The organism is Kitasatospora sp. NPDC054768 (assembly GCF_053612025.1).
The window spans coordinates 17,028-38,522 of the sequence record NZ_JBSHBN010000089.1; the positions used below are offsets into that span (position 1 = coordinate 17,028).

A 21,495-nucleotide genomic window follows, 5' to 3' on the forward strand; every position below is an offset into this window, starting at 1 on the left:
GTCACCGTACGTGCGGTGCGGAACGCGAAAGGCGCCGGCGCGCGGGTCTTGCGCGCCGGCGCCCGAGGTGCGGCGGGGGAGTGCGGCTGTTCCGGGCGCTGCGGCCGGCCCGGACTCCGGTTACTCCGGACGCTTCAGCCGGGTGATGAACTTGTAGCGGTCGCCGCGGTAGATCGAGCGGACCCACTCGACCGGGTCGCCCTCGGCGTCGAAGGAGTGCCGGGACAGCTGGAGCATCGGCAGGCCGAGGTCGGAGCCGAGCAGGCCGGCCTCGCGGGGGTTGGCCAGGGTGGTCTCGATGGTCTCCTCGGCCTCGGCCACGGTGACCCCGTACACCTCGCGCAGCGCCGCGTACAGCGAGTTGTGCTTGGCCAGGTTGCGGCGCAGGGCCGGGAAGCGCTTGGCGGACAGGTGGGCGACCTCGATGGCCATCGGGTCGCCGTTGGCCAGCCGCAGGCGCTCGATCCGCAGCACCCGGCCGCCGGGCTTGATGTCGAGCAGCGGGGCGAGCCGGTCGTCGGCGGTGATGTAGCCGATCTCGATCAGCCGGGAGGCGGGCTCCAGGCCCTGCGCCCGCATGTCCTCGGTGTAGGAGGTGAGCTGGAGGGCCTGGGCGACCTTGGGCTTGGCGACGAAGGTGCCCTTGCCCTGGATGCGCTCCAGCCGGCCCTCGACGACCAGCTCCTGGAGGGCCTGGCGCACGGTGGTGCGCGAGGTGTCGAACTGGGCGGCCAGCGCGCGCTCGGGCGGCACCGGGGTGCCGGCGGGCTGGGTCTCGGTGAGCTGCAGCAGGTGCCGCTTCAGGCCGTAGTACTTGGGGACGCGCGCGGTCGGGTCGGTGCCGGCCTGCGTCGGGAGGTTGTTCACCTCGGGGTCGTTGACCTGGGCGGTGGATCCCCCGTCGCTGCTCATCGGACCTGTTCTCCCGCTTCTCGCGAGGCCTTCAGCGACCCCGCCACATCGTTAACGGCTCACATCGTTGCATGTATGGCTACGGAACGAATACCTCATCACGCGATGAACGATGTGCGGTGTCGGCTTGATAACGGGTGGTCGAGATCGGTCGAACAGCCGTTGACAGGCCCATTGGTCTAGGCCAAGCTCCAGGCAGCTGGTCTACACCACTAGACCGGTAACTATGAATCCCCCCACCCGTTCGATGGGGTCCGCGGCACCTTTCCCCCCGCTTTGTGTGGGTCTGCCGCTGCCGCCCGACGGGGGCAACCCAGGCATCCCTCAGGAGGATGGCGTGAAGCGTCAGCTCATCGCGGCGGTCGGCGTCGCAGCAATGGTCGTCGGCCTGGCGGCTTGCAGCTCGGACGGCAAGAAGACCGAGGGCGGCTCGTCCGCGGCGGCCAAGAACTACGACGGCAAGACCCTGACCGTGTGGCTGATGGACGGCTCGGCCCCCAAGGGCTGGGAGGACAGCGTCAAGGCCGACTTCGCCGCCGCCTACCCGGGTGCCAAGCTCGACATCCAGACCCAGAAGTGGAACGGCATCGGCCAGAAGGTCACCGCCGCCCTCTCCGAGGGTTCGGTGGACGTCCTGGAGATCGGCAACACCCAGACCGCGGGTTACGCGGCCACCGGTGGTCTGCTCGACATCACCAAGGACAAGGCCGACCTGGGTGGCGCCGACTGGGCCGCCAACCTGAACGAGTCCTCGATCATCGACGGCAAGCAGTACGCCGCCCCGTGGTACTTCACCAACCGCGTGGTGACCTACAACAAGGACATCTGGACCAAGGCCGGCATCACCACCCCGCCGAAGACCCTGGACGAGTTCTACACCGACCTGGACAAGGTCAAGGCCGTCCCGGGCGTCACCGACGCCCTCTACATGCCCGGCCAGGAGTGGTACGCCTACTTCGGCCTGCTGACCAGCGAGGGCGGCAAGCTCGCCAAGAAGGACGGCGACAAGTGGGTCGGCGGCCTGTCGAGCCCCGAGGCCCAGAAGGCCTTCGACACCTACAAGAAGCTGCAGAGCCACTCGACCACCGCGCCGAAGGACAAGGACGAGGCCACCCCGCAGCAGAAGGACGTCTTCGCCAAGGGTGACATCGGCGCCATCATCGGTCTCGGCTGGGAGGTCCCGAAGCCCGAGGAGCTGGCCGCCGACAAGATCGGCTACTTCCCGCTCCCCGGCGCGACCGCGGACAAGCCCTCCAGCGTCTTCCTCGGCGGCTCGAACCTGGCGATCGCCCAGCAGAGCAAGAACCCGGAGCTCGCCAAGGGCTTCCTGAAGATCGCCATGAACGACAAGAACGAGGGCCTGATCGCCTCCTCGGGTCTCATCCCGAACAAGGTCGCGCTCAACAGCAAGGTCACCGGCGACTTCGCCAAGGCCGCCCTGCCGGCCTCGCTCAACGGTGCGACCACCCCGAACGTTCCGACCTGGACCAACGTCGAGAACGAGCCGAACCCGATCAAGGACTTCCTGACCTCGGCGCTGAACGGCGACTACGCCGCCGCGGCCAAGAAGGCCGACGACGAGATCGCGAAGCGTCTCAACCAGAAGCAGTAAGGCAGTCGAGCGGCGTCGCTCACCGGCTCCCGGCGGGGGGTCGGTGAGCGACGCCTTCCGTCGTGGTCGGGTTTGCAAGGAAGAGAGAACGATGGCTGCGCAGTCGGAACGGGTGCAGACACAGTCCCCGGAACCAACGAATTCCGTGGTGGCGTCGACAGACAAGTCCACCACCCCCGGTGCCGAGCGCACCCCGAGGAGGAGCGGCAGACCGTCGGACGGGCCCAGTGCGGCCTCCAGGTTCGCCCCCTACCTACTGCTGCTGCCGGCCATCGCGGCGACCCTCGTCCTGCTGGTCTGGCCGCTGATCGAGACGGTGGTGGTCTCGGCCCAGAACCTCAACAGGCGGCAGTTCATCCAGCACCTGACCGAGTGGACGGGCTTCTCCAACTACACCGACCAGCTGGGTAGTTCGGAGTTCTGGGCGATCACCCTGCGCACGGTGGTCTTCACGGTGGTCAACGTCGTGCTGATCATGGTGTTCGGCACGCTGGTCGGCCTGCTGCTCAACACCCTCGGCAAGCGGATGCGGCTGCTGCTCTCGGTCGGCCTGCTGCTGGCCTGGGCGATGCCGGTGGTCGCCGCGACCACCGTCTACACCTGGCTCTTCGACCAGAACTTCGGTGTCGTCAACTGGTTCCTGGACAAGCTGGGCTGGCACGCCATGGCCCACTTCAACTGGACCAGCGGCCAGTACTCCACCTTCTTCGTGATCATCCTGCTGATCGTGTGGCAGTCGGTCCCGTTCGTGGCGTTCAACATGTACGCGGGCCTGACCACGATCCCCAAGGAGCTCTACGAGGCCGCCCGGATGGACGGCGCCGGCTCGGGCAAGATCTGGACCTCGGTGATCTACCCGATCATGAAGCCCTTCCTCCTGGCCACGACCTTCCTTGAGGTCATCTGGGTGTTCAAGGCCTTCACCCAGGTCTACCTGATCAACAAGGGCGGACCGGACGGCCTGACCCGCACCCTGCCGGTGCACGCCTTCCTCGAAGGCATCGGGTCGCAGCACTTCGGTGTCGGCTCCGCGATCGCGGTGCTCACCATCGTGATGCTGGGCGCGCTGATGGCCTACTACTTCCGCATCATTCTCAAGCAGGAGGACGAGCTGTGAGGCGCTCGCTCATCGGACGCACCTGGCCGAACCTGATCGCGGTCGTCCTCTTCGTCTTCTTCATCTTCCCCGTCTACTGGATGTTCTCGACCGCGTTCAAGCAGAACAAGGACATCGTCAGCCGGGACCCCGTCTTCCTGCCGCTGAACGGCACGTTCGAGCACTTCGACCGGGCCGTGCACGTCCCGAACTTCTGGACGTACGTCAGCAACAGCCTGATCGTCACCGTCGGCGCGGTGCTCGGCTCGCTGGTGATCGCCACCCTGGCCGCCTTCGCGATCGCCCGGATGCGCTTCCGCGGCCGCAAGGGCTTCGTCCTGGTCGTGATGGCCGCCCAGATGGCGCCCTGGGAGGTCATGATCATCGCGGCCTACCTGATCGTCCGCGACAACGAGATGCTCAACAGCCTGGTGCCGCTGACCGCCTTCTACCTGATGATGGTGCTGCCCTTCACGATCTGGACGCTGCGCGGCTTCATCGCCGCCGTGCCCAAGGAGCTGGAGGAGTCGGCCATGGTGGACGGCTGCACCCGCACCCAGGCCTTCGTGAAGGTGATCTTCCCGCTGCTCGCCCCCGGCCTGATGTCGACCTCGCTGTTCGGCTTCATCACCGCGTGGAACGAGTTCCCGCTGGTCAACATGTTGAACAAGAACGAGACGGCGCAGACCCTCCCGGTCTGGCTCTCCTCGTTCCAGACCGCGTTCGGCACCGACTGGGGCGCGACCATGGCCGCGTCCACCCTCTTCGCCGTGCCGATCCTGATCCTGTTCATCTTCCTGCAGCGCAAGGCGGTCAACGGACTGACCGACGGCGCAGTGAAGGGCTGAGTCAACGTGAGCATCCTCGTTCCCACCGTGCCGGACAGCGACCAGCTGCACCGTGACGCCCTGACCGTCCTCCAGCCCGGCTTCGTCGGCACCGAGCCGCCGGAGTGGCTGCGCCGCCACCTCGCCGCGGGCCTCGGCTCGGTCGCGCTGTTCGACCGCAACGTGGTCGACCTCGACCAGCTGTCCGCGCTCACCGGTGCGCTGCGCGCCGAGAACCCCGACCTGCTGATCGCGATCGACGAGGAGAGCGGCGATGTCACCCGGCTGGAGGCGGGCTCCGGCTCGTCCTGGCCCGGCAACCTCGCGCTCGGCGCGATCGACGACCCGGCGCTGACCCGGGACGTCGCCCGCGAGCTGGGCCGGGCGCTGGCCGCGGCCGGCGTCAACTACAACTGGGCGCCCACCGCGGACGTCAACTCCAACCCGCGCAACCCGGTCATCGGGGTCCGCTCCTTCGGCGCCGACCCCGAGCTGTGCGCCCGGCACACCGCCGCCTGGGTGGAGGGCCTGCAGTCGGCCGGCGTGGCCGCCTGCTCCAAGCACTTCCCCGGCCACGGCGACACCGCGGTGGACTCGCACCACGGGCTGCCCGTCATCGACGTCGACCTGGACGTGCTGCGGGCCCGTGACCTGATCCCGTTCCAGGCGGCGATCGCGGCCGGCACCAAGGCCGTGATGACCGCCCACATCATGATCCCGGCGCTGGACCCGAAGCTGCCCGCCACCCTGAGCCCGGCCGTGCTGCGCGACCTGCTGCGCGCGGCCCCGGCCGACGGCGGCCTCGGCTACCAGGGCCTGATCGTCAGCGACGCGATCGAGATGGGCGCCATCGCCGACACCTTCGGGATGGGCGAGGGCACCGTACTGGCCCTGGCGGCCGGCGCGGACGCGATCTGCGTCGGCGGCGGGCTCGCCGACGAGGAGACCGTGCTGATGCTGCGCGACGCCATCGTGGCGGGCGTGCGCTCCGGCCGGCTCGCCGAGGAGCGGCTGGCGGACGCGGCCGCGCGGGTGCGGGCGCTGGGCAGCTGGGGCCGGATCGCGGCCCAGGGCGAGCGGGTCGAGCCGGACCTGGCGGTCGGTCTGCGGGCCGCGCGCCGGGCGCTCAGGGTGGTCCGGGCGCCGGGCCTGACCGTGCCGCCGGTGAGCGAGCGCCCGTACGTGGCCTCGTTCTCGGACGAGCCGAACATCGCCGTCGGCGACGTCACCCCGTGGGGTGTGGCGGGCATGCTGGCCGACCGGTTCCCCGGCACCCGCACCCGCGAGGTGTCGGCGGCCGACGCCGCGCCGGAGCTGCTGGACGCGCTGGTCGACGAGCTGCTGGCCGCCGCCGAGGGCCGCCGCCTGGTGCTGGTGGTCCGCGACGCGCACCGGCACGGGTGGATGGCCGCGGCGCTGGGCCGTCTGGTGGCGGCCCGGCCGGACGCCGCCGTGGTCGAGATGGGCCTGCCCCAGTCCGAGCCGGTCGGGGCGCTCCACATCGCCACCCACGGCGCCGCCCGGGTCTGCGGACTGGCGGCCGTGGAGGTCCTCACCGGGCAGCCGGGAGCGATCGGCTGAACCGTTCGACGAGACGTCACCGGCCGTGTCCGGTGGGCGTCGGCCCACGGGCCCGTCATGCGCATGTCGCATGACGGGCCCGTTCCGTTTCCCCGGCGTTGACCTGCGGGTTCGTCGAGTGACCGTGTTCCCTCAAGTGGGCCTTAAATCCACCTTAAGGCCCACTTAGGGTGACGGAACGACAACTGGCGGCCACGCGGTACAACAGCTCTGCAACGGCCGTCCCAAGGAGGGCTTTTGGTCGTTGACACCACCTATGGTCTAGGCCAGAGTCCAGTCATCCGGTTCGAGATTCAACCTCGCCGGATGTGGTATCGGCCCACCCCGAAGCTCTTCGCCGCCCCCTGTCCGGACTCTCCGCCGCGGGCGCCAATCACGCTGCCGGCGGGCAAGACGGCTCTACAACCCTCGGAGGACGGCGTGAAGAAGCGTCAGCTCATCTCGACGCTCGGGACCATGGCACTGGCAGTCGGTCTGACGGCCTGTTCCTCGACCGCGAAGCCGGCGGGCGACAGCGGCGCGGGCGGCTCCGCGGACCCGAAGGCCGCCGGCGGCACCGTCACCGTCTGGCTGATGGACGACGCCCAGAAGAACTGGCCGGACCTGGTCCAGCGGGTCAACGACGAGTTCGCGGCGAGGTACCCGAACGTCAGCCTCAAGCTCGTGTACCAGGGCTGGGCCGACAAGGTGGGCAAGCTCGACAAGGCCATCGCCGACGGCAGCGCCCCCGACGTGGTCGAGCTGGGCAACACCGAGACCATGAAGTACGTGCTCTCCGGCGCGCTGGCCCCGGTGGACCGCAGCACCTTCGACAACTCCGACAGCTGGATCAAGGCGCTCGCCAACACCTGCACCTACCAGGACAAGCTCTGGTGCGTGCCCTACTACGCCGGCTCCCGGGTCGCCATCTACAACTCCGCCGCCTTCCAGCAGGCCACCGGCAGCGCCGACTTCCCGAAGACCGAGGCGGACCTGCTGGCCGCGCTGGACAAGGTCGCGGACCGCAACAAGGCCGACAAGACCTACTCCCCGCTCTACCTGCCCGGCCCGTACTGGTACGCCGCGATGAGCTACGTGGCCGCGTACGGCGGCAGCATCGCCAAGTTCGACAGCTCCGGCAACTGGCACGGCACCCTGCACGACCCCAAGTCCCAGCAGGGCGTCAGCCACTTCGTCGACCTGGTGCGCAAGTACAACAAGGGCGACCTGACGGTGAACGAGCAGAACCAGTTCGAGTCGATGGCCCGCGGGCACGCCGCGTCCTTCTACGGCAACGGCTACGAGGCGGCCAGCGTCACCGCCCCGGTCACCGGCGACCCGAGCCTCAAGGACGCCGTCAAGGTGGCCACCATGCCCGGCCCCGACGGCAAGCCGCTGCCGACCTTCATCGGCGGCTCCGACCTCGCCGTCACCGCCAAGTCCCAGCAGGTGGCGCTGGCCACCGACTGGATCCGGATGTTCACCAGCACCAAGTCCGAGCAGGCGCTGGCCGACAAGGACATCCTGCCGAACAACCTGACCCAGCTGAACCCGCTGAAGAACAAGCCGACCACCGCCGCCGCGGCCAACGCCGTCCCGGACGCCTGGTTCACCCCGCTGGCCCCCGGCTGGGCCGCGGTCGAGAAGCAGAAGGTCATCCCGGACATGCTGACCGCGATCCTCAAGGGGAAGTCGGTGGACCAGGCCACCAAGGAGGCCGACGCCGCGATCGACCAGCTGATCAACAAGGCGTCCTGACCTTCCGTCGCGCCCGCGGCCACGCACCCCTCCCGACCGTGCGGGCGCGTGCCGCGGGCGTGCGCCGCCGGGGCGCGCCGGGTGCGCGCGGGCGTGCGGACGGAGGTGCCCGGCGGCAGGTGCGACCGTAGGATTGCCGCACGAAGGACCGCAGCGAGTGTGCGGACTCGCCGCCGTGGAGGTCCCCGCCGGGCAGCCGCCCGAGCGGGGTCGAACCGTCTCATCGGAGGCAGACCCAGATGTCCGACCCGCAGACTGTTTCCGTCCCCGGCCGGATCATGGCGGCGGAGATGGCCGAGCAGCCGGCCGTCCTCCGGCGCATCCTCGACGAGGGCGCCCCGAAGATCCGCGAGGTCGCCGCGCAGATCGCCGCCCGCAACCCGCGCTTCGTCCTGCTCACCGCGCGCGGCACGTCCGACAACGCCGCGCTGTACGCCAAGTACCTGATCGAGATCCTGCTCGGCAAGCCGGCCGGCCTGACCTCGATGTCCACCACCACCGCGTACGGCGCCAAGCCGGACCTCACCGACGTCCTGGTCGTCACCGTCAGCCAGTCCGGCGGCTCGCCCGACCTGGTGGCCTCCACCAAGGCGGCCCGCGAGGCCGGCGCCATCACGCTCGCGGTGACCAACAACGCCGCCTCGCCGCTGGCCGAGGTCTCCGAGTTCCACATCGACGTGCTGGCCGGCCCGGAGAAGGCGCTGCCGGCCACCAAGACCTACACCGCCGAACTGCTGGCGCTCTACCTGCTGGTCGAGGGCCTCGCGGAGGCATGGGGGTACCCCGGGCCGAGGACCGGGGGAGGCTCGGCCGCCGAGGAGCTGCCGGGCCTGGCCGCCGGGGTGCTGGCCCGCAAGGCGGAGGTGAAGGCGCTGGCCGAGCGCTACCGCTTCGCCCAGCGCCTGGTCATCACCTCGCGCGGCTACGGCTACCCGACCGCCCGCGAGGCGGCGCTCAAGCTGATGGAGACCACCTACATCCCGGCCACCCCGTTCTCCGGCGCCGACCTGCTGCACGGCCCGCTGGCCATGGTGGACAACGTCTCGCCGGTCATCGCGATCGTCCCGGACGGCAAGGGCGGCGAGGCCCTCCAGCCGGTGCTGGACCGGCTGCGCGGGCGCGGCGCGGACCTGATGGTGGTCGGCCAGCAGGCGCAGGTGGAGGCCGCCTCGGCGGGCTTCGCGCTGCCGGCCGGCGTGCCGGAGGAGGTGCAGCCGATCCTGGAGATCCTGCCGCTGCAACTGCTGGCCTACGAGATCACCATCGCCCGCGGCCAGGACCCGGATGCCCCGCGCGCCCTGGCGAAGGTCACCGAGACCAGGTAGGTCCCCCCGCGGACGCGATTCGGCCCCGGTCCACAGGCTGTGGACCGGGGGCGAAACGGGTGGCGGCCGCACCGGGGGGCGGGGGGCCGAAAACACCAAACGACACCGCGCCGACCCCGGACCCTCAACCCATGCGGCACCGCAGCCCGGAGCTGTCGTCGGGCACCGGATCCGGTCGAGAACTGTGCGGGGTCCTCGATCGTCGGCGTCCGACCGAGGAGGGGCCGCGCGCGGTCAGGGCAGTTGCGCGGGGGCCTCTCCTTGGTGCTCTTTCATTGTGGACTAGACCAATCTCGGTTGTCCAGGCCTCTCGGAAAATTGGTCTAAACAACTCCGGAGGGTGCGCGGGAGGGTGCACGGGAGGCGGTGGGGGAGGGTGCACGGAAGGCGGTGGGGGAGGGGGTACGGAAGGGCGTGCGGCAGGGTCCCGCGGGGCCCGCCCACCGGTCCGCCGCGCCCCGCCCGGACCGGCGGCGCTACCCTCGCCATGTGCCCTCGCTGAACGAACTCGTCCGCCGCCACACCACCCTCACCGGGGCCGATGTGGAATGGCTCCACCACCTGGTCTCGGAGTGGCAACTGCTCTCCGACCTCTCCTTCGCCGACCTGGTGCTGTGGATCCCCACCTGGGACGGCATCCGCTACGTCTCGGTGGCGCAGATGCGGCCCAACACCGGGCCCACCTCCTACCAGGACGACATGGTCGGCCACCTCGTCCCGCGCGGCCGCCGTCCGCTGCTGGACGCCGCCTTCGACGAGGGCCGGATCGTGCGCGAGGGCGACCCGGAGTGGCGCGAGGAGGTCCCGGTCCGGGTCGAGTCGATCCCGGTCCGGCGCGAGGGCAAGGTGCTGGGCGTGATCGCGCGCAACACCAACCTGCTGACCGTGCGGACCCCGAGCCGGCTGGAGCTCACCTACCTCCAGAGCGCCTCCGACCTGGCCCAGATGATCGCGGCCGGCTCCTTCCCCTACCCCAACGTCGAGCAGGCCGACATGGACGCCGCCCCCCGGGTCGGCGACGGCCTGATCCGGCTGGACGCGGACGGCATCGTCACCTACGCCAGCCCCAACGCCCTCTCCGCCTACCACCGTCTCGGCCTCACCACCGACCTGGTCGGCAGCCACCTCGGCCGGGCCACCGCCGACCTCGCCCCGCCGTCCCGCTCGGCCGTCCACGAGGCGCTGGTGAAGCTGGCGAGCGGCTGGGCGCCCCGGCAGACCGAGGTGGAGGCGCAGGGGGGAGTGGTGACCCTGCGGGCGATCCCGCTCAAGCCCAAGGGCACCCTGACCGGTTCGCTGGTGCTCTGCCGGGACGTCACCGAGCTGCGCCGCCGCGACCGCGAGCTGATGACCAAGGACGCCACCATCCGGGAGATCCACCACCGGGTGAAGAACAACCTCCAGACCGTCGCGGCCCTGCTGCGGCTGCAGTCCCGCCGGATGGAGTCGGAGTCCGGCCGGGCCGCACTGGACGAGGCGGTGCGCCGGGTCGGCTCGATCGCGATCGTGCACGAGACGCTCTCCCAGGCGCTGGACGAGCAGGTGGCCTTCGACGAGATCGCCGACCGGGTGCTGGCGATGGTGATGGAGCTGTCCCAGGACGGCCGGGTGGCGACCCGGCGCACCGGCAGCTTCGGCATCCTGTCCGCCGAGGTGGCCACCCCGCTGTCGATGGTGCTGACCGAGCTGCTCCAGAACGCCCTTGAACACGCGTTCGGGCCAACCGCCTCCGGGAACCTGGAGGTCAGTGCCCTGCGCGGGCGGGCGCCGGCGACCGGCGCGGGCTGGTCGGAGAGCTGGAACGGCGGCGCCCGGCCGGAGGAGTACCTGCTGATCACGGTGCAGGACGACGGCCGCGGCATGCCGGAGGGCTTCGACCCGAAGACGGCGGGAAACCTCGGGCTGCAGATCGTCCGGACGCTGGCCACCGGTGAGCTGGGCGGCACCTTCGACATGGTGGCCGGCCCGGACGGCGGGACCAAGGTGGTCCTGGAGATCCCGGTCCGCTGAGGCCCGGTGCGCGAAGGTGTGTGGCGGGGGCGCGTGCTCGGATCAAGCGCCGGGTCCGCGCTCCGCACTCCGGAGTGCGGAACCAGAGCGTGGGGCCGGACGCGCAACCGGGGCGCCGAGTCGGGGCGCGCGACCGGGGTGCGGAAACAGAAACGAGGCCCTGTCGACCGGGGGGGGTGGGTCGACAGGGCCTCTCAACCCGTTCCGGCCGTCGGGGGGAGTCGGCCGGAGCGGGGGCTCTGGGTGGTGCGACACCTCGCCGGTGCGTTGCACACGGTGAGCGCCACAGCTCCACGATATTGCTCTCAGTGAACAGTATCAAGTGTCTGGGCGGGTCCGGTGTCGCGGGACCCGGCAGGGCAAGGTCCTTTGTGCGGAAGGCTTCACCAGGAGGTGCAGGGAAGCCTTTGATCATGTGTCGATCGGTACTGCGGTCACTGCTGGTGCTACGGCGTGTGATCGCTGGGCGATCAGGCGGTGCGGGCCCGGTTGCGGGCGGCGCGGCGCTTCATCGCGCGACGCTCGTCCTCGCTCATGCCGCCCCAGACGCCGGCGTCCTGGCCGGTCTCAAGCGCCCACTGGAGGCACTGCTCCATCACCGGACAGCGGCGGCACACGGCCTTGGCTTCCTCGATCTGCAGCAGAGCAGGACCGGTGTTCCCGATCGGGAAGAACAGCTCCGGGTCCTCTTCGCGGCAGACAGCGCGGTGGCGCCAGTCCATGGTCGTCCAACTCCTCCTGCCGCGGGGGGTGGCCCGATCGGCACAATCGAATGGCTTGTGAATGTGAACGCTTTCACGAATCCCGCAACAGCAAAAGAGACCAAAGGCCCGTCGGGCCCGGGTGGTCTGTGCTGGGGGGGATTCGGCGATTCGAGGGACACCCCGCGGTCGGCGCTCCTGTGGTTCCGGAGTTGCCGTCGCTGCGATGTGTCCCGATCGCCATGTAGAGGTTCGCAAACCTCGGGCTCGGATACAACCCCCTTCGGGGAGGAATTTTGGATTCTTCGGTGTCGCCTAGCTCACAGCCAGTACTTCTATGGAGTGAAGGGGGCTTGTGCGTTCGAGAAGAAGGAGGAACCCCCCTTCCAGTCACACAATCACACGCAGTGCCCGCCGTACGCCTGTGAAACTGACGCGACTCCTGTCTCCAAGATGGTCCCCGTCGACCTGGAACGGCGCCGGTTCCTCCGAAACCAAGGTGAAGTGTCTGACGTCGTGATAGGAGACGACGTGCTTCCCGGAAGGGCCCATCGGAGGGGCGCCGTCACCCGAAGGCGCGTACGACCGCAGGATCTGACGGACCGTTCGAGCCGTGCCGAACGTCGTCATCCGGGTGATGCCGAAGACGTCCAGATCCGTGTCGAAGGAGGCGAGCGGTGAGGGGTAGACCGGCCGGTTGCCGAGGAAGGTCCAGGGCGAGGTGTTGCTGACTATCGACAGCACCAGGCCCGGAACCCGCTCGCGGCCCGGCATTTCCAGGGAGATCGGGCCGGAGCGGCGCTGCTCACGCTGGGTGAAGTAGTGCCGCAGGGCCTGGCCGACGTACAGGGCGTGGGTGGACTTGCGCCCGGCCCGGCGCTGCTCCTCGACCCGGCCGACCACGCCGGCGTCGAAGCCGAGGCCGGCGGTGAAGGTGAACCAGCGGTCCGGCAGACCGTCGGTCATCGCCTTGCCCAGCCCGATCGGCCGCTCCCGGCCGTGCTCCAGCGCGTCCAGCAGGGCGCCGGTCGCCTCGACCGGGTCGTTGGGCAGGCCCAGCGCGCGGGCGAACACATTGGTCGAACCGCCCGGCACCACGGCCAGTCGCGGGACCTTCTCGCCCGGGCCGTGCGCCAGCAGCCCGTTCACCACCTCGTTGACGGTGCCGTCCCCGCCCAGCGCCACCACCAGGTCGACCGTGCCGTCCTCCGCCGCCCCGCGGGCCAGGTCGCGCGCGTGGCCCCGGTACTGGGTCTCGGCGACCTCCAGCTTGAGATCGCTGCGCAGGGCGTGGATCAGGACGTCCCTGGTCCGGCCACTGGTGGTGGTGGCCTTGTGGTTCACGACCAGGAGAGCGCGCATGGGGAAAGCCTACGGGTCGGTACGGACCGACCGGCGGCTACCCTGCTGGAGTGACCGCAGAAACCTCCGCACCCGCACCCACGGCCGGCGCCGGCCGACCGGCCTCCCTGACCCTGGGCGCCGCCATCACGGCCCTGGAGGGCATCGCGCTGGCCGTCGTCGGCGTCCTGGACATGGTGGCCGCAGTGTCCGGCCAGGCCAAGCAGCTGGCCCTCAACGAGTTCGGCGGAGCGGTCATCGTGCTGCTCGGCGTGCTGCCGGTGCTGGCCGCCCTCGCACTGCTCAAGGAGCGCCGCTGGGGCCGCAGCCCGGCGGTGCTGACCAACTCGATCTGCCTGCCGGTCGCCTACTACATGTTCGAGAGCGGCGGCACGGCGATCGCGTTCGGCGTGCTGATCGGCGTGCTCGGCCTGGTGGGCATCGGCTGCCTGCTGAACCCGAAGTCGACGGCGGCCCTGTACGCCCCGTCCGAGGACTAGGGGCGTACAGGGCCGGGGTCGCAGGGCAGGGGATCGGACGGCCGCCGAGCCGGAGCTGAGCGGCCGTCAGTCCTACTCCTCCACCAGGAGCTTCTCCCGCAGCTGGGCCAAGGTCCGGGCGAGCAGCCGGGACACGTGCATCTGGGAGATCCCCACCTCGGCGGCGATCTGCGACTGGGTCATGTTCCGGAAGAACCGCAGCACCAGGATCTTCTGCTCCCGGGGCGGCAGTTGGGCCAGCAGCGGCTTGAGCGACTCGCGGTACTCGACGCCCTCCAGCGCCTCGTCGGTCGCGCCCAGGGTGTCCGCGACGGCCGGCGACTCGTCGTCGCTGTCCGGCACGTCCAGCGAGAGCGTGGAGTACGCGTTGGCGGACTCCAGGCCCTCCAGGACATCCTCCTCCGAGATCCCCAGGTGCTCGGCCAGCTCGTGCACCGTGGGGGAGCGGCCGTGCCGCTGGGAGAGCTCGCTGGTCGCCGTGGTGAGCGACAGCCGCAGCTCCTGGAGGCGGCGCGGGACCCGCACCGCCCAGCCCTTGTCGCGGAAGTGCCGCTTGATCTCCCCGACGATGGTCGGCGTCGCGTAGGTGGAGAACTCGACCCCGCGCTCGTGGTCGAAGCGGTCCACGGACTTGATCAGGCCGATGGTGGCGACCTGGGTCAGGTCGTCCAGCGGCTCGCCCCGGTTGCGGAAGCGCCGGGCCAGGTGCTCGACCAGCGGGATGTGCATCCGCACCAGCTGGTTGCGCAACTCGACCCGCTCCGGGGAGCCCTCGGGCAGTACGGACAGCCGGACGAACAGCGCGCGGGCGGCCTCCCGGTCCGGGGCGCCGGTGCGGTGCGAGCCCTGGGCGGGCACGGCGCTGTGCGGCTCGGCCTCGACCGCCGGGTCCGTCTCGCCCGCCGGGTCCGGCGGGGGCACGGAGGCAGGCGTCGGCTCGGACGTCGGCTCGGTGGGGTGGCTCATCCGCTGGGCGTCCTTCGGGTGCGCTTCGTCGTTGGCGGCGAGGCCGGGAACGCTCGCCTGGGTCGGTACGGCGGGTCCCGCCGTCGCGAGGCCGGTTCGGTCCAGATCACTCACGGCCATTCCCCCGTTCCGTTCCGGGAGCACCGGGGCCGGTGGCCCCGGAATCGTCTCGTTGGTCGTACCGCGTGGGTGGCGGTACCGGGAGCCGTCCGTCGGAACCCCGGTCGGGGGAGCGGCGGACGGCCCTTGCGCGGGTGGTGCTCGGTGCTGCTCGGTCGTGCGGTTCGGTCCGGCGCCCGGCTAGTGGGCGGGGGACCCGCCGCGCTTCTTGTTCAGGCTGATCGACACGGTCTTGTCCGCGCCGACCGAGGAGTCGACCTCGCCGGCCAGGGCGGAGAGCACCGTCCAGGCGAAGGTGTCCCGCTCGGGGGCCTTGCCGTCGGTGGTCGGGGCCGAGACGGTGACCTTCAACGAGTCGCCGACCAGCCGGAACTCGCAGGACAGTACGGACCCGGGCACCGCCTGCTGGAGCAGGATGGCGCAGGCCTCGTCGACCGCGATCCGCAGATCCTCGATCTCGTCGAGCGTGAAGTCCAGCCGGGCCGCCAACCCGGCCGTCGCTGTTCGCAGGACGGAGAGGTAGGCCCCCGCTGCGGGCAGCCGGACCTCCACGAAGTCCTGAACACCGAGATCGCCGTCGATCTGGGACACCCTTGCCTCCTGGGTGGCGCGCTGTGCTTTCTTGGTACCCCGCTTGTTACCGCTTGCTACCCCCGAAGGGGGCCCGGCGTCACGCATCCACCATCGCTCTGCCTTCCGCACCCCGGTTCGGGAGTTACTCATGGTAAGGCATTGCGACGCAGGGTGGCAGACCCTTTCGCCGGTCTCCGGACGGCCGTTCAGCGCCGCCCGGCTTCGGCCAGGGCCTCGCCGGTGAGCCGGTAGACCGTCCACTCGTCCATCGGCACCGCGCCGATCGCCTTGTAGAAGTCGATCGAGGGCTGGTTCCAGTCCAGGACCGACCACTCGACCCGGGAGTAGCCGCGCTCGACGGCGATCCGGGCGAGCTCCAGCAGCAGCGCCTTGCCGTGGCCGCCGCCGCGCGCCTGCGGACGGACGTACAGGTCCTCCAGGTAGATCCCGTGGGTGCCGCGCCAGGTCGAGAAGTTGCGGAACCACACCGCGAAGCCGACCGGCTCGCCGGTGGCGTCGTCCTCGGCGATCAGCCCGAACAGGGCCGGGTTCTCGCCGAACAGGGCGTCGTGCAGCTGCTCCTCGGTGGCCTTCGCCTCGTGCAGGGCCTGCTCGTAGTCCGCGAGTTCGCGGATCATGGCGTGGATGACGGGAACGTCGGTGGCGACGGCGGTGCGGATCATGCCTGTGAGCCTACTGCTCGGGACCCGTCTCGTCCCAGGCCTGGACGGAGGTCTGGTCGACGATCCGGCCGTCCCGCAGCACGGCCATCGAGGACATCAGCACCCGGACGCCGTCGGGGTACCGGCAGGACTCCAGGAAGGCGGCGTGGTCGCCCTGGACCACCACCTGTTCCAGCTTGTGGGTCATCTCGCGGCCGTAGACGTCGTCCAGCATGGCGCCGATCTCCTCCCGGCCGTGCATCACCAGGGGGTGGCTGGGCTGGGTCTTGCGATCGACCATGCGCAGTTCGGCGTCCTGCGCGTAGAGCGCCAGGAGGGTCTCGGCGTCGCAGCGCTCGATGCCCTCGCGCAGGGCGCGGGTGTCGAAGGCGCCGGGGGCCGCCATCGTGGTCATGATCTCGCTCCTCCGGTCGGGTTCCGTCGGCTCGTACCTTGAGCGTACGCCCGCGGCCACCGCCCCGGAGGAGCGGACCGGGGGCCGTCAGCGGGCCGGCACGGTACGCAGGTACTCGGCCAGCGCGCCGACCGCGGCCGGGTTGCGCGGGCTCTCCACCAGGTCGACGTAGTCCATGACGAAGATCCGGTCGTTCCTGACCGCGGAGACGTTGGCCAGCGGCGGGAAGGACTTCAGGAACTTCCGCTTCTCCTCGGCCCCGGGCGTCGCGTAGTCGTTGATCACGATCACCTCCGGGTCGCGCTGCACCACGCCCTCCCAGCCGGCCGTGACCCAGGTGTCGGCGAGGTCGCCCATGATGTTGCTCCCGCCGGCCTTGGCGATGATCTCGTTGGCGGCGGCGAACTTCCCGGCGGTGTACGGCTTGTCCTGCCCGCTGTCGTACAGGAAGACGGACGGGCGGCGCTCGGGCTGCGGGACGGCGGCGATCTGCGCCTTGAAGTCCGCGATCAGCCGGTCGGAGCGGTCCTCGACGTCGAAGATCTCGCCGAGGTTGGCCAGGTCGGTGTAGAGGGCCTCCAGCGGGTCCATCACGCCGCGCTCGGTGCCCTTGCCGCTGCGGCAGGACTCGCTGAGCACGTACGAGTCGACGCCGAGCGCCTTGAAGGCCTGCGGGGTGACGCCGGCGCCCTCGTCGAAGCCGTAGTGCCAGCCGGCGAGGACCAGGTCGGCCCGGGCGTCCAGGGCGATCTCCTTGGTGAGCACCTTCTTGGAGAGCCAGGTGGTCTGCTGGTAGCCGTCTTTCCAGGCCACCTTGTCGATCCGGCCCTTGTCGTCGGGCATCACGTAGCCGGCCATCCGGTCGGCGAGGCCGAGGGAGAGCATCAGCTCGGTGATGTTGACGTCGTTGGTCACCACCCGGGCGGGCTTCCGCGCGAAGGTGAGCTTCTGCCCGCAGTTGTCCACCGTCACCGGGTAGTGGGCGGAGGCGGTGGCGGCCTCCTTCGGGGCGATCTCGGCGCCGCAGGCGGTGAGCCCGAGGACGAGCAGGGCGGCGGTGGCAACGGCCTTGGTGCGCAAGGTGGTTCCTCTGGGCAGGCGGGACGGGTCAGGAGGAGGGGGCGAGCCGGTCGAACAGCAGCTGGAGGGCGCCGGTCTCCGGGTGCCGCACCGGGGTGGCGCGGACGCCGAACACCTCGGCCAGCAGGGCGGGGCGGAGCACCTCGTGGGGCGGGCCGGAGGCGACGATCCGCCCGGCCCGCAGCACGTAGACCAGGTCGCAGTGGCCGGCCGCCAGGTTGAGGTCGTGCAGCGCGGTGAGCACCGTCGGGCCGGCCTCGCGGGCGAGCGCCAGCACCTCCAGCTGGTGGGCGATGTCGAGGTGGTTGGTGGGTTCGTCCAGCACCAGCAGGCGCGGCTCCTGGACCAGCGCGCGGGCGAACAGCACCCGCTGCTTCTCGCCCCCGGACAGGCTCAGGAAGCCGCGCTCGGCGAGGTGCCCGGCCCGGACCTTGCGCAGCGCCCCGGCGCAGCGCTCCGCGTCCCCGTCGGCCGGGGCGCCGAAGCCGCGGCGGTGCGGCAGCCGGCCCATGGCGACCACCTCGGCGACGGTGAAGTCGAACTCGGCGGAGTGCTCCTGGGTCAGCGCGGCCACCCGGCGGGCCGTGTCGCGGGCGCTCAGGGCGTGCAGGTCGTCGCCGGCCAGCCGGACCACGCCGCCGGCCGGCTTCAGCACCCGGTAGACGCAGCGCAGCAGGGTCGACTTGCCGCTGCCGTTCGGGCCGACCAGTCCGACCACCTGCCCGGCGGCGGCCGCCAGGGTCACCTCGTGGACCAGCCGGGTGCCGGCCAGCTCCACCGAGACGGCGTCGACGGCGAGGTCCTGGGCCCGCGCCGGGGTGGGCGCGGCCGGGTCGGCCGGGCCGGTCGCCGTGGTCACGTCGGTCACCGGGTTCCTCCGAGGGCCTGGCCGCGGCGGCGCATCATCAGCAGGAAGGCGGGCACGCCGAGCACCGCGGTGAACACCCCGACGGGCAGTTCGGCGGGTGCCAGCAGGGTGCGCGAGGCGATGTCCACCCAGACCAGCAGCAGTGCCCCGGCGAGCGGCGCGATCACCAGCACCCGGCGGTGCCCGGCGCCGACCAGCATCCGCGCCAGGTGCGGCACCAGCAGCCCGACGAAGCCGATCGCCCCGCTGACCGCGACCACGGTGCCGGTGACGGCGGCGGTCACCACGAACAGCTCGCGGCGCAGCCGGTCCGGGTCCACGCCGAGCGAGGCGGAGGTCTCGTCGCCCATGGCGAGCGCGTCCAGCCGCCCGGCGGCGCAGGCCAGGTACGCGAGGCCGGCCACCACCGTGACGGCGGCGATCGGCACCTTGCCCCAGGTGGCGCCGCCGAGGCTGCCGAGCAGCCACATCATGGCGTCCCGGGCGGCCTCGCCGCGGTCGGCGGCGAAGACCATCAGGGTGGTGGCGGCGGAGAAGCCGTAGGACAGCGCGGTGCCGGTGAGCACCAGGCGCAGCGGGGTGAGTCCGTACGCGGTGCGGGCGGCGAGGTAGACGAGCGTCATGGCGGCCAGCGCGGAGCCGAAGGCGGAGGCGGAGATCGCCCACACCCCGAGCGAGGCGAAGGCGCCGAAGAGCAGGACGGCGTTGGCGCCGACGGCCGCGCCGGAGGAGATGCCGAGCACGAAGGGGTCGGCCAGCGCGTTGCGCACCAGGGCCTGGACGGCGACCCCGCAGGCGGCGAGGCCGGCGCCGACGACGGCGGCCAGCACGGTGCGCGGCAGCCGGATCTCCCAGACGATCGCGTACGCGGCCGCCTCGCCCGCGTCCAGCCGTCCGCCCGTCAGCCCGGCGCCCAGCAGCCGCAGCACCCGGGGCAGGCCGAGTCCGGAGGAGCCGAGGGCGACCCCGCAGAGCAGCGACAGCAGCAGGGCGGCGACGAGGCCGGCGGCGAGCCGGACGACGGGTATTCGACGGGTGGGCGGGCCGACTGCACGGTCCACGACTGCACGGTCCACGGGTGCGCCTTGCCTCGGGCCGCGGGTGCGCCGGGGCGGGCGCCGGCCGAAGGCGTGCCGCGGCGCCGTTCCCCTCGCAGTCCGCGGCGAGTTGTCGGGAGTTCAGCGGCCGGGGGCGATCGGGCTGGCGCGGGCCGTACGGGTTGGTACGGGCCGTGCTCACCGTTGCGGGTCAGCGCCGGATTCACACCGGACTTCCCCCTCGGACGCCCTGGCAGCATAACAGCCACTCAGGGCAGGCAACCCTTACCGGCCCTGGGCGGGCCGGGAACGCGCGACCGCCCCCGTCCGGCGGTGCGGACGGGGGCGGTCGGGTGGCGACGCGTCAGGCTCAGGCCTGCTTGGTCTCCCAGAAGATCTTGTCGACCTCGGCGATCAGGTCCAGCAGGGCCTGGCCGGTGGCCGGGTCGGTGGACGCCTTGGCGGCCGAGGCGGCCTTCAGGGTGTCGTTGATCAGCTGGTGCAGCTGCGGGTACTTCTCGAAGTGCGGGGCCTTGAAGTAGTCGCTCCACAGCACCGAGATGTGGTGCTTGACGGCCTCGGCGCGCTGCTCCTTGATGATGATGGCGCGGGCGCGGAAGTGCGGGTCCTCGTTGGCCTGGTACTTCTCCTGGGTGGCCTTGACCGACTCGGCCTCCAGCTTGGCCTGCGCCGGGTCGTACACGCCGCAGGGCAGGTCGCAGTGGGCGTGGGCGGTGGCGCGAGGTGCAAACAGACGAGAGAACATGGGAGTCCTTCCTTAGATCGTCTTCCCGCGCCCGAGATTACCCTTCCGGCCTCGCCGTTTCGCGATCGGGCGGCGGGCCTAGGGCAAAAGACGGACCAGGAACCGGGGTATTCCGGACATCGGACCGGTGACGGTCCGTACGGCAGACTGGGGGCGGGCGGAGCAGGAGGAGGAGTCGTGGCGCGGAGCACGCGACCGCAGGGCGCCGGGGCCGGGGGGCCGGACCGGGGCGGCGCGCTGCCGTTCGGACTGGTCGACGTGGCGGGGCCGTCGATGGTCCCGACCCTGCGCGAGGGCGACCAGCTGCTGGTCCGCTACGGCGCGCCGATCCGGCCGGGCGCGGTGGTGGTCTTCCGGCACCCCTTCCAGCAGGACCTGCTGGTGGTGAAGCGGGCCGCCGAGCGCCGGGCCACGGGCTGGTGGCTGCTCTCCGACAACCGCCCGGTGGACAGCGACAGCCGCAGCTACGGCGCCGTGCCGGACGAGCTGGTGCTCGGCCGGGTGCTGCTGCGGCTGCGCCCGAGCCCGGTCTGGCTGGCGCCGGGGCGCCGGCTGGAGCGGCTGCTGCTCACCCCGCGGCTGGCCCGGGTGCCGGGCCTCGCCCGCCGGCTCGGCGCCTGGGTGGAGGACGTCTAGGATCCGCCCCGGGCCGCCGCCTCCGCCTCCTGGCGCTTGCGGGCCCGGTAGGCGGCCACGTTGGCGCGGGTCGCGCAGCGGTCCGAGCAGTAGCGGCGGGAGCGGTTGGTCGAGGTGTCCAGGTAGGCGTTGCGGCAGGGCGCGGCCTGGCAGATGCCGAGCCGGTCGGCGCCCAGCTCGGTCAGGTGGACGGCCAGGCCCATGCAGGCGACCGCGGTGAAGTGCGCGGTGGCGGTGGGGGAGTTGTCGGCCAGGTGCAGGTGCCAGCGCGGCCGTCCGGCGTCGTCCAGGTAGTCGTGCCCGGAGACCAGCGGGCTGACCGGGTACTCCATCAGCAGGCTGTTCAGCAGGTCGACGCCGCGGATCTCGTCCCCCTCCGCGGCGGCCTCGAAGACCCCGCGCAGCCGGGTCCGCACCGCCCGCAGCCGGGGCAGGTCGGACTCGTCGGCGAGCGCGGCGGCCCGCGCGGAGTCGGAGAACAGGCCGCGCACGGCCTCCACGGAGGTCAGCGTGTCGGTGCCGCGCTCGGGCTCCTCGGTGTTCACCAGCCGAACGGCGAGATCGGCGTAGGCGGCGAGCTCCACAGGGGTCCTTCCAGGTTCGGTAACGGGCTGACTGCCTCCAGCCTATTACCTGGGCGGAGCTCCGGCCTCTTTTCCCCGGCGGGAGGGCGACGGGGGCGCGCCGCGCGCGAGAGGCCGGGGCCCGCCCAACCCGACCACAAGGCCCA

General features: G+C 71.3%; 21 protein-coding genes. 9 read left to right on the forward strand and 12 right to left on the reverse strand.

Annotated features, from left to right (window positions below):
* Positions 1-120 precede the first annotated feature (120 nt).
* The gene (locus ACWGKU_RS24610) at positions 121-912 is read right to left on the reverse strand and encodes a GntR family transcriptional regulator (RefSeq protein WP_355261095.1); all 792 of its coding nucleotides are present in this window, start codon (positions 910-912) and stop codon (positions 121-123) included.
* Positions 913-1,249: 337 nt separating this feature from the next.
* Here ACWGKU_RS24610 and ACWGKU_RS24615 point away from each other — a divergent pair, with 337 nt between their 5' ends.
* The 7 genes from ACWGKU_RS24615 (at position 1,250) to ACWGKU_RS24645 (ending at position 11,100) form a co-directional block, all read left to right on the forward strand.
* Positions 1,250-2,524 carry an extracellular solute-binding protein gene (locus ACWGKU_RS24615; protein WP_401056129.1) on the forward strand — a complete coding sequence of 425 codons (1,275 nt, stop codon included), beginning with the start codon at positions 1,250-1,252 and terminating at the stop codon, positions 2,522-2,524.
* 91 nt (positions 2,525-2,615) lie between these two features.
* Positions 2,616-3,641 carry a carbohydrate ABC transporter permease gene (locus ACWGKU_RS24620; RefSeq protein ID WP_452180969.1) on the forward strand — a complete coding sequence of 342 codons (1,026 nt, stop codon included), beginning with the start codon at positions 2,616-2,618 and terminating at the stop codon, positions 3,639-3,641.
* Positions 3,638-4,468, forward strand: a complete 831-nt coding sequence (locus ACWGKU_RS24625; RefSeq protein ID WP_380548221.1) for a carbohydrate ABC transporter permease — start codon at positions 3,638-3,640, stop codon at positions 4,466-4,468. The genes ACWGKU_RS24620 and ACWGKU_RS24625 overlap by 4 nt, the downstream gene beginning before the upstream one ends.
* A 6-nt stretch (positions 4,469-4,474) precedes the next feature.
* Positions 4,475-6,028 (forward strand): glycoside hydrolase family 3 protein, encoded by a 1,554-nt coding sequence (locus tag ACWGKU_RS24630; RefSeq protein ID WP_387695201.1) that lies wholly within the window; start codon positions 4,475-4,477, stop codon positions 6,026-6,028.
* 456 nt (positions 6,029-6,484) lie between these two features.
* Positions 6,485-7,765 carry an extracellular solute-binding protein gene (locus ACWGKU_RS24635; RefSeq protein ID WP_401051607.1) on the forward strand — a complete coding sequence of 427 codons (1,281 nt, stop codon included), beginning with the start codon at positions 6,485-6,487 and terminating at the stop codon, positions 7,763-7,765.
* A gap of 239 nt (positions 7,766-8,004) precedes the next feature.
* The gene (locus ACWGKU_RS24640; RefSeq protein ID WP_452180968.1) at positions 8,005-9,090 is read left to right on the forward strand and encodes an SIS domain-containing protein; all 1,086 of its coding nucleotides are present in this window, start codon (positions 8,005-8,007) and stop codon (positions 9,088-9,090) included.
* Positions 9,091-9,579: 489 nt separating this feature from the next.
* On the forward strand, positions 9,580-11,100 hold the full coding sequence (locus tag ACWGKU_RS24645; RefSeq protein ID WP_359904532.1) for a sensor histidine kinase: 1,521 nt from the start codon (positions 9,580-9,582) through the stop codon (positions 11,098-11,100).
* A 470-nt stretch (positions 11,101-11,570) separates the two neighbouring features.
* Here the strand turns inward: ACWGKU_RS24645 and ACWGKU_RS24650 are convergent, their stop codons facing one another.
* Positions 11,571-11,822: a WhiB family transcriptional regulator gene (locus ACWGKU_RS24650; RefSeq protein WP_014138019.1), complete on the reverse strand. Its 252-nt coding sequence runs from the start codon at positions 11,820-11,822 to the stop codon at positions 11,571-11,573.
* Positions 11,823-12,191: 369 nt separating this feature from the next.
* Positions 12,192-13,163, reverse strand: a complete 972-nt coding sequence (locus tag ACWGKU_RS24655) for a diacylglycerol/lipid kinase family protein (protein WP_401047454.1) — start codon at positions 13,161-13,163, stop codon at positions 12,192-12,194.
* 50 nt (positions 13,164-13,213) lie between these two features.
* Between ACWGKU_RS24655 and ACWGKU_RS24660 the strand changes: the two genes are divergently transcribed.
* Positions 13,214-13,642 (forward strand): hypothetical protein, encoded by a 429-nt coding sequence (locus ACWGKU_RS24660; protein ID WP_401047456.1) that lies wholly within the window; start codon positions 13,214-13,216, stop codon positions 13,640-13,642.
* A gap of 72 nt (positions 13,643-13,714) precedes the next feature.
* Here the strand turns inward: ACWGKU_RS24660 and ACWGKU_RS24665 are convergent, their stop codons facing one another.
* The 8 genes from ACWGKU_RS24665 to sodN all read right to left on the reverse strand — a co-directional run bounded on the left by ACWGKU_RS24665 (position 13,715) and on the right by sodN (position 20,129).
* Complete coding sequence (locus ACWGKU_RS24665; protein ID WP_452180763.1) at positions 13,715-14,722, reverse strand: SigB/SigF/SigG family RNA polymerase sigma factor; 1,008 nt, start codon at positions 14,720-14,722, stop codon at positions 13,715-13,717.
* A 186-nt stretch (positions 14,723-14,908) separates the two neighbouring features.
* Entirely contained in the window at positions 14,909-15,319 is a 411-nt protein-coding gene (locus ACWGKU_RS24670) for an ATP-binding protein (RefSeq protein WP_359904520.1), read from the reverse strand.
* Between the two features lie 188 nt (positions 15,320-15,507).
* Complete coding sequence (locus ACWGKU_RS24675; protein WP_380548207.1) at positions 15,508-15,984, reverse strand: GNAT family N-acetyltransferase; 477 nt, start codon at positions 15,982-15,984, stop codon at positions 15,508-15,510.
* 10 nt (positions 15,985-15,994) lie between these two features.
* Entirely contained in the window at positions 15,995-16,378 is a 384-nt protein-coding gene (locus tag ACWGKU_RS24680; RefSeq protein ID WP_380548204.1) for a nuclear transport factor 2 family protein, read from the reverse strand.
* A gap of 87 nt (positions 16,379-16,465) precedes the next feature.
* Entirely contained in the window at positions 16,466-17,458 is a 993-nt protein-coding gene (locus ACWGKU_RS24685) for an ABC transporter substrate-binding protein (RefSeq protein WP_401047463.1), read from the reverse strand.
* A 28-nt stretch (positions 17,459-17,486) separates the two neighbouring features.
* The gene (locus ACWGKU_RS24690) at positions 17,487-18,236 is read right to left on the reverse strand and encodes an ABC transporter ATP-binding protein (protein WP_401047471.1); all 750 of its coding nucleotides are present in this window, start codon (positions 18,234-18,236) and stop codon (positions 17,487-17,489) included.
* An 86-nt stretch (positions 18,237-18,322) separates the two neighbouring features.
* Positions 18,323-19,387 carry a FecCD family ABC transporter permease gene (locus ACWGKU_RS24695; RefSeq protein WP_452180764.1) on the reverse strand — a complete coding sequence of 355 codons (1,065 nt, stop codon included), beginning with the start codon at positions 19,385-19,387 and terminating at the stop codon, positions 18,323-18,325.
* A 346-nt stretch (positions 19,388-19,733) separates the two neighbouring features.
* Complete coding sequence (gene sodN / locus ACWGKU_RS24700) at positions 19,734-20,129, reverse strand: superoxide dismutase, Ni (RefSeq protein ID WP_045699892.1); 396 nt, start codon at positions 20,127-20,129, stop codon at positions 19,734-19,736.
* Positions 20,130-20,402: 273 nt separating this feature from the next.
* Between sodN and sodX the strand changes: the two genes are divergently transcribed.
* Positions 20,403-20,765, forward strand: a complete 363-nt coding sequence (sodX, locus tag ACWGKU_RS24705) for a nickel-type superoxide dismutase maturation protease (protein ID WP_380355836.1) — start codon at positions 20,403-20,405, stop codon at positions 20,763-20,765.
* Here the strand turns inward: sodX and ACWGKU_RS24710 are convergent.
* A complete protein-coding gene (locus ACWGKU_RS24710) occupies positions 20,762-21,349 on the reverse strand; it encodes a CGNR zinc finger domain-containing protein (RefSeq protein ID WP_359904503.1) in 588 nt (195 codons plus the stop codon). The two genes, sodX and ACWGKU_RS24710, sit on opposite strands and share 4 nt — an antisense overlap.
* Positions 21,350-21,495: the final 146 nt, after the last annotated feature.